The following is a 13,773-nucleotide window of genomic DNA, read 5'->3' as shown; positions in this document are numbered from 1 at the left end:
CCGACCAACCTGGCCACCCACCGTTACCATCCATCGGCCCGTCCGGGGTGGACCGGGCGGTGTGGACGACCACGGGGGATGTGCGAGCGGTGTTGCGACGGATCGGGGCGGCCCTGCTGGCCGTCCTCTGCACGGTGCCGGCGGCGGGCTGCGCCGACGAGGGGACGCGGGCGGCGACAAGCTACGGCCCGTCCCCGGTGGTGACGGGCCCACCCTGGTACGACGAGGTGGCCCCCGCCGAGGCCGGCCTCACCGTCGGCGCTCCGGGCAGCCCCTGCGAGCTGCCGGTCACGTTCTCGCTGCCGACCGGGTGGACGCCCGAGGCGGTGGCGGAGGAGGCCACGATCACGCTGGGCGGGGCCCGGCTGCGCTGCGAGGTCGACGCGAAGCCCGCCGGCAGCGTGGGCTTCCTGCGGGTGTGGGCGGCCGACGGGTCCACCGGAGACGGCCGCGCCACGCTGGAGGGGTTCCTCGCCGACTACGGCCGGGTCAGCGAGATCGAGTACCGGCGGGTGCGGCGCGGCCCGCTGGACCTGGTCGAGGCGACGTTCCTGCAGCGCAGCGAGTTCAGCGGCCCGAACCGGCAGCGGGCGCTGGTGGCGGACACCCCGGCCGGCGGGCCGGTGCTGCTGACCCTCGGCGGGATGGACACCGACGAGTTCGAGGACATGTTCCCGGCCTATCAGCTCGCGACGCGGACGTTCCAGGTCAACTGACCGCCGGGGCCGTCGAGGCTGCCGGGGCCGTCGGAGCGGTCGGGACCGTCGGAGCGGTCGGGACCGCCTCCCTGGCCAGCACGACCGCGCCGAGCAGCGCGGCGTCGTCGGCGAAGCCGGAAAGCACCACCTCCGGCCGGTACGGCAGCACGGCGGCGAGCCGCTCGACGAGCAGGCCACGGATCAGGTCGCTGCCGGCCACCCCGCCGACCAGCACCACCCGCTGCGGGTCGACCAGCAGGCAGCAGGTGACCAGGTGGCGGGCCAGCTCGTCGACGCGGGCGGTCAGCGCGTCCCGGGCCGGGCCAGGCGAGGCGGCGGCGGCGGCCAGCCCGGCGGCGGCCCCGGGCACGCCGAGGTCGGCGGCGAGCCGGTCCAGCGCCCGGCCGGAGAAGTCCAGCTCCAGCATGGTGCCGGGCCAGGGGCCGCCGGCCACGGCGTACCCGATCTCGCCGGCCGCCCCGTGGTGGCCGGGCAGCACGGCACCGCGCACGGTGAGCGCCGCCGCGACGCCGGTGCCGATGCCGACGACCAGGCCGGGGTCGGCGTCGCGGAGCGCGCCGAGGCGCAGCTCGGCCAGGGCGGCGGCGTTCAGGTCGTTGTCGACGGCGACGACGGGCGCGCCGAGCCGGTCGCGCACCGCGTCGGCCAGCCGCAGCCGGTCCCAGCCGGGCACGTTCGGGGCCAGGTCGATGCCGTCGGGCCGGACCACCCCCGGCGAGGCGACGCCCGCCGCCGCGAGCGGCCCGCCGGCCTGCCCCACCAGCTTCGCGGCCAGCTCCAGGGCGCGGTCCAGGGCCTGCGGGGCACCCCGTTCGGCGTACGTGGGCACCCGCTCGCGGGCCAGCAGCCGGCCCGCCGCGTCGGCGACCCCGACGGCCATCTTGGTGCCGCCGAAGTCGATGCCGAGCAGCACGCCGTCGTCGCCGGTCACCTGCGCAGCGCCGGTCACTTCCGCGTCGCCGGTCAGCGGGGCGGGCGGGGTGGCGGGGCCGTCCAGCCGCAGGTTCACGCGCCGGTCCCCTCGGTCGTGGTGGCGCGCGCGCTCACCGGGCGGCCCGTTCGGCGGCGACGGCGTCGAGCGCCGTGTCGGCGGCGGCGAGCCGGGCCCGTACGGCGGCGAGCCGGCCGCCGGCGGCGTCGAATGCCACCCGCAGCGTGGCCACCTGGTTGCGGACGGCGCACCGGCCGGGGCCGTCGACCTGCGCCCGGTCGAGCACCAGCTCGGGGCGGACGGCGGCGGCGAGCAGGTCGGCGATCGCGTCGTCGTCGAGCCGGTCGGTGACGCCCTGCGCCGCCGCGCGGACGCCCTCGGCGGTCCACGTGTCGGGGGCACCGGCGCGGACCAGCCGGCCGACCACCGAGTGGGCGGCCCGGAACGGCACCCCGTGCCGGGTCAGCGCGTCCGCGGCGGCGGTGGTGGTGGCCCCGGAGGCGACGATCTCCCCCGCCGACGGCGGCTCCAGCGGCTCGATCTCGGCGAGGAAGCCGCCGAGCAGGGCGAAGAACCGGTCGGTGCGGTCGTTGCTCTCCCAGAGCCGCACCTGGACGTCGGTGGTGGCGTTGTTGGAGTCCTCCCACCAGGCCGCGCCGACGTTGTTGAGCACGCTCGCGGCGTCGGCGGCGGTCGCGCCGGCGTACGAGACGAGGTGCTCCAGCACCACCGGGTTGCGCTTCTGCGGCATGATGCTGCTGCCCTGGGTGAAGTCGCCGGGGGTGGTCACCCAGCGCCAGCTCAGCCAGTCCATCAGGGTGCGGGCCAGCCGCGCCCCGGTGGCGAGGGCCTGCGCGTTGAGCGTGCCGACCCGGACCAGGTGGTCCGCGCCGGCGACCGCCTCGTACGAGTTGGTGACCAGGCCGGCGAAGCCGAGCAGCTCCGCCACCCGGGCCGGGTCGATGTCCAGGTCGGTGCCGGCGAACGCGCAGGAGCCCAGCGGCGAGACGTTGAGCGCGTCGATCAGGTCGGCGTAGGCGGCGGCCTCGCCCGCGAGGGCCTCGGCGTACCCGGCGAGGGCGTGGCCGATGGTGGTGGGCTGGGCGGGCCGGCGGTGGGTGTAGCCGGTGATCACCACGTCGGCGTACCGGTCGGCGGCGGCCAGGGCGGTGGCCCCGGTGGCCAGCACCCGGTCGAGGACGCCGACGAGCTGGTCGCGCAGCAGCATCCGGAACACCCCGGCGTCGAGGTCGTTGCGGCTGCGGGCCATCTGCACGTCCAGCTCGGACGCCGGCACGCCGCACGCGGCGGCCAGCCGCTTCTCCAGCAGGTAGTACGTGTCCTCGAAGGTGCCGTCGAACGGCGGCGCAGCGCTGGTGTCGGCGCGCAGCTCCGCCAGCCCGCGCAGCAGCCGGGCGCCCCGCTCGGCGGGGATCAGCCCCTGCTCGGTCAGCATCACCACGTGCGCCTGGCTGGCCCGCACCATCGCCGGGAAGAGCCGCCCGACGTGGTGGTCGTACGTGGGCCGCAGGTGGTGCCGCTGGTAGGTGGTCAGCGCGGGTGTGCTCATCAGGGTCTCTGCTTCCTTCCGGTGCCGGGCGGGACGTGGGGCAGGCGCGACGCCGCTCGCCGCGCCCGGGACGTCAGCCGGTCGTGGTGTCCAGGCCGAGCAGGCGCTCGGCGTTGCCGGCGAAGATCGCACGCAGGTGGTCGTCGGGCAGGCCCAGCTCGTGGCAGACGCGGAGCTGGTCGTCGAGGTAGCGGGTGACGTAGCCGCGCGGGAACCACGACGAGTCGCTGCCGTAGACGATGCGGTGCGGGCCGATGGTCTCGTAGCAGCGCCGGAACAGGTCCTCCAGCGTCAGCTTGTAGGGCATCCAGCGCACCCACTGGTTGGAGCCGGACGTGTCGACGTGGATGTTCGGGCAGCCCCAGGCGGCGAAGAGGAGGTCCTGCACGTGCTGGACGCCGAAGTGCGGCACCACGACGGCCAGCTCGGGGAAGCGCCGGGCCATCCGGGCCAGCTCGTCGGGGCCGCCGTGCCGGCCGAAGCTCAGCCCGCCCGCGCTGCCGTAGTGCCCGATGTGGATCAGCACGGGCACGCCGAGGCGCTGGGCGGTCGCCCAGAGCGGGTCGAGGTCGGCGTGGTCGAGGGGGCCGCGCAGCAGCGGGGCGAACAGCTTCAGCCCGCGCAGGCCGCGTTCGGTGACGGCGCGTTCCAGCTCGGCGGCGGCCCCCGGAGAGTACGGGTCGTGGTGGGCGAGGCCGAGCAGCAGGTCGGGGTGGCGGTCGACGACGTCGGCGACGGTGTCGTTGCCGCCGCCGGTGACGAACACGGCCCGCCGCACGTTGACCCGGCGCAGCTCCTCGGCCCACCGGTCCGCCTCGTCCTCCCAGCGCTGCGCCGGGGGCTCCGGGTCGGCGAAGGCCCACGCCCGCCGCCACTTCGCCGCGTACGGGGCGGAGCCGGCGGCGCGGACGGCCCGCTCGTGCTCCCCGCCGGGGTGCATCCCGGCGGCGTGCTCGCACGCCTGGATCGTCGGGTCGGCGGCGATGCGGAAGTGCAGGTGGAAGTCGACGATGTCGAGTCCCCGGTCGACGGTCACGACGGCTCCCCCTCGGCGGGCGGCGAGTCCGGCAGCGGGCCGACGCCGGGCGGCGAGTCCGGCAGCGGGTCGGCGGTGGGTGGGGCGGGCGGGGCGGCGGCCACCCAGGCGGCGACGACCTCCCGCAGCCGCGTCCCGGCCAGCTCGCGCACCCGCCGGCCGGCGGGCTCGTCGGCCAGCGACACGTGCCCGGACCAGCCCTGCCACGGGTCGGGCCGGGACTCCACCAGCACGTACGGGTGGGTCACCGGCAGCTTCGGCTTCGGCGGGAGGTCGTCGACCGCGCCGAGCCGGACCGCGCCGGGGTCGAACCCGAGCACCCCGGACGTCTCGTACGCGCCGCCGTGGCCGCGGGAGACCTGCGGCCCGTACAGCTCGGTGGTCTCGGCGGGGGTGACGAGCTGGAACCAGTTGACCAGCAGCAGGCTCGCCGTGCGCCGGCCGGACACCCACTCCATGGCGGCCCGGACGGTGGACATGTTGGCGTCGTGCCCGTTGACGATCAGCAGCCGGGGGAAGCCGGCCGCCACGATGCCCTCGATGACGTCGGCGAGGTAGCCGACGGCGATCTCCGGCCGGATCGCCACGGTGCCGGGCCACGGCCGGGTCTGGCCGGGGCAGGCGGCGTACGCGACGGCGGGGAAGAGCACCCCGCGCGGGCCCGCCGCCGGGGGCGCGGCCTCGTCCGGGGTCCCGCCGCCGGACGAGGCCGCGCCGTCTGCGGAGGCCTGCGCGCTCTCGGCGGCGAAGCCCTCGGCGAGGATCAGGTCGGTGCCCAGCGGCAGGTGCGGGCCGTGCCACTCGACCGCGCCGACCGGCAGCACCGCGAAGTCGGCCGCGGCGGCGACCGCCGCCAGCTCCCCGCCGGGGACCCGGGCGACCGGGACCAGCCCGCCGTGGGCGAGCCAGGCGGCCACGTGGTCGCCGGCCGGTGTCGTCACGCCGTCCATCGCGCCGCCTCCCGGGTCGAGCGTCGGCCGCCCTCCAGGCGGCCGGAGACCACCATCACCACGAAGATCAGGACCACCTGGAGCATGCCGTACGCGGCGGCGGTGCCGACCTCGAACGAGTACATCCGGTTGTTGATCTCCACGGAGATGGGCGCGGTCTCCGAGGTGTAGATGAGCACCGAGGCGACGAACTCGCCGACCCCGTGCACGAAGGCGAGCAGCGCGCCGGCCAGCACGCCCGGCAGCATCAGCCGCAGGGTGACCGTGCCGAACGCCCGCCACCAGGACGCCCCGAGGTTGCGGGCGGCCTCCTCCAGCGACGGGTCGAGCTGCGCCAGGGCGGCCGAGCTGGAGCGGAACACCAGCGGCAGGAACCGCACGAAGTACGCCAGCGGCATGATCCAGAAGGTGCCGATGAGCACCTGCCCGAAGCTGAACGCGTTGCCGGTGCTGAACGCCGAGATGAGGTTGATCGCCACCACCGTGCCGGGCAGCGCCCAGGCCAGCATGACCGCCACGTCCAGCAGGCCCCGGCCGCGGAAGTCCAGCCGGCGCACCGCGTACGCGATGAGCACGCCGACCACGACGCAGGCGACGGTGGCGATGAGGCTCATCTTGAGCGAGTTGAGGATCGGCTGGAACGCCCTCGGCTCCGCGAAGATCGTGACGAAGTTCTGCATCGTGTACTGCGCGGGGATCACCTCGGTGGTCCACGAGCCGTCCCGGGAGAACGCCACCAGGGCGATCGTCGCCACCGGCGCGAGCAGCACGGCCGTGGCCAGCAGGGACGCGGCCAGGGCGAGCCACCGGCCGAGCGGGTTGGTGATCTCCCGCCGGTGGGCGGCGACGCCCTTGGACTGGGAGCGGTAGCTGCGCCGCCCCTCGTACCAGCGCATGCCGAGCAGGAACAGCACCGAGACGACGCCGAGCACGGAAGCGTAGGTCGACGCCATCGGCAGGTCGCCGTTGGTGCGGTTGATGTAGATCTGCATGGTCATCGTCTGGTCCACCCCGAACAGCAGCGGGGCGGTGTACGACGCCAGGGACGTCATGAACACCAGCAGCGACGCCGACACCAGCGCCGGGGTGAGCATCGGCAGCAGCACCGTGCGCCACACCCGCACCCGCCCGGCGCCCAGGTTGTAGGCGGCCTCCTCCACCGACGGGTCCATCCCGCCGAGGGCGGCGGAGGCGGACAGGTAGAAGTACGGGTACATGGTGAACGTGTGCACCACCAGCACCCCGGCGATGCCGCTGAACGGCAGCACCGGGTTCTCCGCGCCGAAGAGCTGCTGCAGGCCGCGCGGCAGGATGCCGGTCTCGCTGTAGAGGAGCTGGAACGAGATCGCCCCGATCAGCGGCGGCAGGGCCGCCGGCACCAGGATGATCGCCTCGATCAGCTTGCGGCCGGGGAACGAGAAGCGCTTGAGCAGGAACGCCATCGCCACGCCGACGATCCCGCAGAGCAGCACGCTGGCCGCCGAGATGATCAGCGAGGTGACCAGCGACGACCGGGCCACCCCGTCGCCGGTGAGGAAGCTGCCGTAGTTCTCCACCCCGTCCACGCCGACGCTCTCGGCGAAGGTGGCGAACATGGGCTGCACGACGTACCCGAAGAGGACCAGCGCGAGCGGGAAGACCAGCACGTACGGGAACCAGCGGGAGCCGGTGCCCCCGGCGAACCGGTCGGCCAGCCGGCGGCGCGGGCCCGGCGGCGGCGTCGGCTCCTTCGTGACCGGCGCGACGGTGGCCGGGCCCGGGGTGGCGGGGATGGTGGTCACGGACGCACCACCCACATCCGGTCCCGGTTGAGCCGCAGCCCGACCTGGTCGCCGACGGCGATGCCGGCCGGCACGTCGACGGCGGCCACCTGCATGCGCTCCCCGGCGGTGTCGACGACCAGGTTGGTGGCCATCCCGGTGAACTCCAGCTCGGCGACGCGGCCGGGCAGCGCGCCCGGCTCCGTGGCGGAGGTGAGGCCGATGTGCTCGGGGCGCACCGACACCTGGGCGGTCTCGCCCTGGCGCAGCCCGTGGTCGGCCGGGGCCGGCACGTCGATCTCGCCGCCGCCGGGCAGCCCCACCGTCACGGCCCGCTCCGTGGCGCCCTGCACGGGCAGGGTGAGCACGTTGCTGCGCCCGATGAACCGGGCGACGAAGCTCGTCGCCGGGCGGTGGTAGATCTCCTGCGGCGCGCCGATCTGCTGCACCCGGCCCGCCTGCATGACCGCGATCCGGTCCGACATGGCCATCGCCTCGGCCTGGTCGTGGGTGACGTAGATGCCGGTGGTGCCGGCCTCCTGCTGGATGCGGCGGATCTCCGTGCGGGTCTCCTCGCGCAGCTTCGCGTCGAGGTTGGACAGCGGCTCGTCGAGCAGCAGGGTCTTCGGCCGGATCACCAGGGCGCGGGCCAGGGCCACCCGCTGCTGCTGGCCGCCGGAGAGCTCGTCGATGCGCCGGTCGCCGTACCCGGCGAGGTGCACCTGGCCGAGGGCCTCCTCGACGCGCCGCCTCGACTCGGCGCGGCCGACCTTGCGGATCTTCAGCCCGTACGCGACGTTCTGCGCGACGGACAGGTGCGGGAAGAGCGCGTAGTTCTGGAACACCATGCCGGTGTCGCGCTTGTTCGGCGGACGCCGGGTGACGTCCTCCGTGCCGAACCGGATCCGGCCGGAGGTGGGGAAGTAGAACCCGGCCACCATGCGCAGGGTGGTGGTCTTGCCGCAGCCGCTCGGGCCGAGCAGGGTGAAGAACTCCCCGGCGGCGATGGTGATGTCGACGTCGGCCACGGCGGCGGTGTCGCCGCCGCGCGCGAAGCGCTTGCTCACCGACTCCAGCGTGACATCGATCATGGCGTCCTCTCCTGTTTGGCTGGGTGGCTTCCGGGGCGGGCGCTGTGCAAGGAAGGGCCCCTTGTTAACGCCTGCGGTAGAGAAGGGTCCCCTTCTCACCCCGCTGGGCAGGGCCCAGGGCGCGCCGCGCCCGCCCCGGGTGCCGCCGTGGTCAGCCCTTGTTCTTGATCTGGCTGTTCCAGTGGTTGATCCACTCGGTCTCGTTCTTGCCGATCACGTCCCAGTTGACGTCCAGCGGCTTGAGGTTGAGCTCGGCCAGCCACTGCGGCTTCTCGGCGATCTCCACGGCCGGGATCTGGTAGTAGTCCTTGGCCAGGTCGGCGCGGAGCGCGTCGTCGAAGAGGAACTCCATGAACTTCTGCGCGCCGGTGGTGTTGCCGCCCTTGACCGCGGCGATGCCGTCGACGAGCACCGGGGCGCCGGAGGCCGGCATCACGTAGCCGAACGGCATGTTCGACTGGTTGGCCTGGAGCAGGATGTCCTGGAGGTTCCAGGCGCTGAGCACGCCCTGCTGGCGGGAGAGCTTGAGGTACAGGTCGGCGGGGTTGGCCGCGTACGAACCGGTGTTGGCGTCCAGCTTCTTCAGCCAGTCGTAGCCGGGCTGCGGGTTGCTGCCGTCCGGGGACTGCCGCATGATCATCGACGCGTAGATCGACCGCATGGTGCCGGACGCGGCGACGTCACGGATGACGATCTTGTCCTTCCACTCCGGCTTCAGCAGGTCGTCCCAGTCCTTCGGGGCCTGCTCCGGGGTGAGCGCCTTGTTGTTGTACATGATGACCTCGGGCAGCAGGATCTCCCCGAACCAGCGGCCCTCGGCGTCCTTGTACTTCGCGTCCATCTTGGCGGCGAACGCCGGCTGCCAGCCGGTCAGCAGGTCCTCGGACGCGCCCGCGGAGAGCCCCTGCTGGGTGCCGCCCCACCAGACGTCGGCCTGCGGGTTGGCCTTCTCGGCCCGGACCCGCTCCAGGATCTCCTGCGCGCCCAGGTTGAGGATCTCCACCTTGCCCTTGTACTCGGGGTACTTGGCGGTGAACTGGTCCACCACGAAGGTGGAGACCTTCTTGTCGCGGGCCGTGTAGATGGTGAGCTTCTCGGCGCCCGCGTCGCCGGACGCGTCGTCGCCACCGCCGCCGCAGGCGGTGCCTGCGGCGAGGACTGTGGCCAGCGCACCGGCGAGGAGAAGGCGACGTCTCATGGGGTACCTCCGAGGGGTTCGGGTCGGGTGGAGCCAGGGGTGGGCAGCTGAGGGGCGGAGCTAGGGGGCGGGTAGCAGGGTGGGCAGCCCGGTGGCCGCCGCGGAGAGGGCGTAGCTGACCGCGCCGTGCAGCACGGCCCGGTCGCCGAGCACGGCCCGGCGGACCTCGGTGGTGCTCGGCGCGGCGGCGGCGACCAAAGCCTGGAGCCGGTCGACGGCCGGGTCGTCGAGCTGGGCGGCGGCGCCGCTGAGCAGCACCCGGCCGGGGTCGATGACGCAGACGCAGGAGACGATCAGCCGGGACCAGGCGGTCAGCACCTCGTCGAGGTACGCGGCGGCGCGCTCGTCGGCGCGCGCCAGCTCGACCAGGGCGGCCACCGGGGCGTCGGGCCGCCGGCCGGGGGCCAGGGCCACCACCCGCTCGGCGACGGCGTTCTCCGACCAGCGGGCCTCGAACGGGCCGACCCCGTCGTGGCCCCGGTCGGCCGGGTCCAGCGGCAGGAAGCCGACCTCGCCGGCCGCCCCGCCCGCGCCCCGGCGGACCTGGCCGTCGAGCACCAGCCCCGCGCCGATGCCGTCGGCGACGTGCAGCAGCAGCAGGTCGGCGACGTCGCTGCCCGCGCCGGCCGCGTGCTCACCGGCCGCCATGAGGTTGACGTCGTTGTCCACCACCACCGGCACGCCGAGGTGCCGCTGCACCGCCTCCCCTATCGGCCGGCCCTCAACGAGGCCGACCGAGGGGGCGAGCCGGACGGCGCCGCCGGAGGAGACGCCGGGCGCGGCGATGGCGACCCCGCGCAGCGCCGGCAGGCCGTCGCCGGCCAGCTCGGGCACCGACCGGCAGATGGTGTCGATGATGTCGCCGGCGAGGCGGACGGTGCGGTGGGCGACGACGGTGCCGTCGCTGTCGGCGATCTCGCAGCTGAGCCGGGACGGCTCCAGGGAGACGGCGGCGACCAGCTCGGCGCGCGGGTTGAACTCCAGCATCGCCCGGGGGCGGCCGGCGCGGGACGCCCCGGGCCCCCGCTCGATGAGGTAGCCCTCGGCGATCAGCTCGCGCACGAGTGGGGTGAGCGTGGCGGGGCTCAGGCCGGTGAGCTCGGTCAGCTCGGCGCGGGAGAGCACCCGCACCTGGCGGGCGGTGGAGATCACGGACAACCGCTTGATCTCCTTCGACCGCTCCCGGCTCACCGGGCTCGTTGGTGGCGTCACCACGTCAGTCACACTTCCTTCCTACGGCGAACGAACTATCGAGTCAAGTAACGAAAGCGTCTCGGCCCACCCGAGGAACCCTCACGAACAGGGAAAACGCCCCGCTTCGACCCCGATGTCGGATCGGGGGCGCGCGACCGGGCCGGCACCCGGAGAGGTGGACCGGCCTGAATTTATTTCTTTTGCAAAGGAAGAAAGACCTTGCAAAGCATTGACGGGCCGCCGCGCCGGTCCCTAGCGTCACCGGGCGAAGGCCTTCCAGTGTGTACGGACACCCGCGCCGCCGCTGTACCCGGTGACGGAGTCCGCGCCGCTGCCGTACCGCCGGTGACGGCACCCCCGCCGTCGCCGTACCGCGGCGTTTCCCGCCGCTGCCCAGCCGGTGGCCCGGCACCGCCGCGGCCACCGGCTCCGCCCCACCGTCCCGCCGCCCGATCAGCGACCCCGCGTCGACGCCGCGCGTCCGACGGCGATGGCCGCTGCCCGGACCCGGGACAGTTCCGGAAGGATCCGCATGCGCATCAAGGCGTTCCTGCTACCCACGGCGCTAGCCCTGGCCCTGTCCGGGGTGCCCGCCGCCGCCCTCGCCTCCCCCGCCGACGCAGCCGCCGACCGCCACGGCGGCCGGGCGGGCGACACCGTCGACCTCGACGTCCTCTTCGTCAGCGCCCACCCCGACGACGAGGCCGGCAGCCTCGCCACCCTCGGGCAGTGGAAGGAGAAGTACGGCGCCAAGGCCGGCGTCGTCACCATCACCCGCGGCGAGGGCGGCGGCAACGCCGTCGGCCTCGAAGAAGGCCCGCCGCTCGGCATCATCCGCGAACGCGAGGAGCGCACCGCGATCGGCCGGGCCGGCGTGGAGAACCTCTACAACCTCGACCGGGTCGACTTCTGGTACACGGCGTCCGCGCCGCTGTCCGAGCGCATCTGGGGACACGACGACACGCTCGGCCAGATCGTCCGGGTGATCCGGCAGACCCGGCCCGAGATCGTCATGACCATGAACCCCTCGCCGACCCCGGGCAACCACGGCAACCACCAGCAGGCCGCCCGGTTCGCCGCCGAGGCGTTCCACGCCGCCGCCGACCCGGCCGCGTTCCCCGAGCAGCTCCGCAAGGAGGGCCTCAAGCCGTTCCGGGCCGCGAAGTTCCTGCGTACGGGCGGCACCGGCACATCGGCCGCCGGGCCCGAGTGCGCGTCCAGCTTCGTGCCGACCGTCCCCACCGACCAGGTCTTCGGGGTCTGGGAGGGCACGCCGAGCGCCACCGGCAAGACCTGGGCCGAGATCGAGGTCGACGCCCGCCGGGAGTACGTCACCCAGGGCTGGGCCGGCACCGCCGCCGCCCCCACCGACCCGACGAAGATGCGCTGCGACTTCTACACCCTGGTCGACAGCCGTGTCCCGTACGACCCGGCGGACGCCTCCCCCGAGGCGATCCTGCGCGGCTCCGTGCTGCCGAACGCGGCCGGCGGGCTGCCCCGGGGCACCGAGCTGTACCTCACCACCGACCGGTTCGACCTCGCCCCCGGCGAGACCGTCAAGGTCACCGCGCACGTGCGAGCGCCCCGGGACCGGGCACTGGCCGCGCCGCGGATCGACCTGCGGCTGCCGCAGGGCTGGACCGCCAAGGGCTCCGGCGCGCTGCGGGGCAGCGTGCCGGCGGGCAAGGAGCGGACCGCGACGTTCACCGTCACCGTCCCCGCCGGCGCCGACACCAACCAGCAGCAGCTCGTCGGCGCGACCCTGACCACCCGGCAGGGCGTCGGGCGCACCGACCGGGCCGTGCGGGTCGTCGCCGACGTGCGTGGCACCCTGGAGCCGCTGCCCGAGGTGGGCGTGTTCCGCGAGTGGGCCGGCGAGGGCGGATACCCGCAGCTCGACACGCTGATCAAGCCGGTGCTCACCATCGGCTCCGGCAAGAGCCGGTCGGTCCGCGTCGACCTGCGCAACCACGGCGAGGCCACCCGCAGCGGCACCGTCACCCTCGGCCTGCCCGCCGGCTTCACCGCCGACGCGGCGACCAAGAGCTACACCGGCCTGGCCCCCGGCGCGACCGGGGCGGTCACCTTCACCGTCACCAACACCGACGCCACCCTGCCCACCGCCAACGCGGGCGGCACCGACGGCGACTACGGCATCACCATCACCACCACCAGCGCCGCCGGCAGCACCGTGGAGACCGGCGCGCTGGAGATCGTGCCGACCACCGAGGTCCCGCAGGCCGGCCACGACCACGCGGTCGACGGCGTGGCCTCGGCCGGCGAGTACCCCGGCGAGGAGCTGGACTTCTCCCGCATCTGGGAGGGTCAGGCCACCACGCCGCAGGACGCCTCGGCGAAGGGCCGCATCGCCTGGACCGCCGACGCCCTCAAGGTGTTCGTCCAGGTCACCGACGACGTGCTCGGCCGCAAGGTCGTGCCGCAGGACTGCAAGCGGCAGCGGCGCACCGACAGCGTCGAGATCATCGTCGACCCGAAGGGGAACTCGACCGACACCTCCACGGTGTTCAAGGCCGGCATCTTCCCCGTCACCGACGACCCCGCCAACGGTGACCCGCCGTGCTGGCAGCGCGACGCCGACAACCGGCAGGGCCCGGGGGCGACGACCGCGCCAGGCATGACCGTGGTCAGCAAGGTGACCAGCCCGTACGCCGGCTACACCATCGAGGCCAGCATCCCGTTCGCGGTGCTGCCCGACGCGGTGGACCCGAACCGGATGGGCTTCAACGTCCTGGTCTACGACTCGGACACCCAGGATCTCAGCTCCCAGTCCCGGCTGGGCTGGTCCACGTTCACCGGCGTACGGGCCGACCCGTACCGCTACGGCCTGGCGACCCTGCCCGGCTACACCCCGGCGGCGCGGCAGCCCAGTGCCCCGGTCTTCCCGGACACCGCCGCGCGCAGCGTGCACAGCCCGCAGACCATCGCCCAGTCGGCGGTCGACGGGGTGGCCCCGGCCGCCGTGGCGCGGCTGCCCGAGAAGGCGCTGCGGCTGACCGACCAGCGCCGGGTCCCCGGCGGGGTGAAGGTCACCCTGCGCGCCGACCGGTCCGGCACGGCCTACCTGTACGCCTGGGACGGCTCCGCCGCCCTCGGTGACCGGACGGTCGAGCTGAAGGCGAACCGGTCGGTGACGGTCGTCGTGCCGGTCGCCTCGGGCCGGCCGACCGCCCTGCTGGCCGCGTACGAGTCGCACGGCGCGGCCGTGGCCCGCAGCCTCCCGCTGCGCTGACCCTCCGGAAAGGAGGGGCCCCTTGTTAACGCATGCTGTTGTACAAGGGGCCCCTCCTAACACCTGGGCCCACC

General features: G+C 74.4%; 10 protein-coding genes. 2 read left to right on the top strand and 8 right to left on the bottom strand.

What is annotated here, in order from left to right:
- Positions 1–89 precede the first annotated feature (89 nt).
- Positions 90–716 carry a lipoprotein gene (locus ACVMYR_RS15995; protein WP_457122134.1) on the top strand — a complete coding sequence of 209 codons (627 nt, stop codon included), beginning with the start codon at positions 90–92 and terminating at the stop codon, positions 714–716.
- On the opposite strand, the gene ACVMYR_RS15990 is transcribed toward ACVMYR_RS15995, so the two are convergent.
- From ACVMYR_RS15990 to ACVMYR_RS15955, 8 genes are all read right to left on the bottom strand, one after another.
- The gene (locus ACVMYR_RS15990) at positions 709–1,728 is read right to left on the bottom strand and encodes an ROK family protein (protein ID WP_457122133.1); all 1,020 of its coding nucleotides are present in this window, start codon (positions 1,726–1,728) and stop codon (positions 709–711) included. The two genes, ACVMYR_RS15995 and ACVMYR_RS15990, sit on opposite strands and share 8 nt — an antisense overlap.
- A gap of 34 nt (positions 1,729–1,762) precedes the next feature.
- Positions 1,763–3,220: a lyase family protein gene (locus ACVMYR_RS15985; protein ID WP_457122132.1), complete on the bottom strand. Its 1,458-nt coding sequence runs from the start codon at positions 3,218–3,220 to the stop codon at positions 1,763–1,765.
- Between the two features lie 73 nt (positions 3,221–3,293).
- Positions 3,294–4,256, bottom strand: a complete 963-nt coding sequence (locus ACVMYR_RS15980; protein WP_077938861.1) for an amidohydrolase family protein — start codon at positions 4,254–4,256, stop codon at positions 3,294–3,296.
- Positions 4,253–5,206, bottom strand: a complete 954-nt coding sequence (locus ACVMYR_RS15975) for a creatininase family protein (RefSeq protein WP_396787750.1) — start codon at positions 5,204–5,206, stop codon at positions 4,253–4,255. The genes ACVMYR_RS15980 and ACVMYR_RS15975 overlap by 4 nt, the downstream gene beginning before the upstream one ends.
- Entirely contained in the window at positions 5,194–6,987 is a 1,794-nt protein-coding gene (locus ACVMYR_RS15970; RefSeq protein WP_457122131.1) for an ABC transporter permease, read from the bottom strand. Before ACVMYR_RS15970 ends, ACVMYR_RS15975 begins: the two co-directional genes overlap by 13 nt.
- On the bottom strand, positions 6,984–8,057 hold the full coding sequence (locus ACVMYR_RS15965) for an ABC transporter ATP-binding protein (RefSeq protein WP_457122130.1): 1,074 nt from the start codon (positions 8,055–8,057) through the stop codon (positions 6,984–6,986). The genes ACVMYR_RS15970 and ACVMYR_RS15965 overlap by 4 nt, the downstream gene beginning before the upstream one ends.
- A 151-nt stretch (positions 8,058–8,208) precedes the next feature.
- The gene (locus tag ACVMYR_RS15960) at positions 8,209–9,255 is read right to left on the bottom strand and encodes an extracellular solute-binding protein (protein ID WP_077938857.1); all 1,047 of its coding nucleotides are present in this window, start codon (positions 9,253–9,255) and stop codon (positions 8,209–8,211) included.
- A gap of 60 nt (positions 9,256–9,315) precedes the next feature.
- On the bottom strand, positions 9,316–10,479 hold the full coding sequence (locus tag ACVMYR_RS15955) for an ROK family protein (protein WP_091275251.1): 1,164 nt from the start codon (positions 10,477–10,479) through the stop codon (positions 9,316–9,318).
- Positions 10,480–10,981: 502 nt separating this feature from the next.
- Between ACVMYR_RS15955 and ACVMYR_RS15950 the strand changes: the two genes are divergently transcribed.
- The gene (locus tag ACVMYR_RS15950; RefSeq protein ID WP_077938855.1) at positions 10,982–13,699 is read left to right on the top strand and encodes a sugar-binding protein; all 2,718 of its coding nucleotides are present in this window, start codon (positions 10,982–10,984) and stop codon (positions 13,697–13,699) included.
- Positions 13,700–13,773 lie beyond the last annotated feature (74 nt).

The sequence above is a fragment of the Micromonospora sp. PTRAS2 genome, assembly GCF_054052245.1.
Note: the sequence above shows the minus strand (reverse complement) of the source record. Positions and strands in the feature narration are given on the sequence as shown.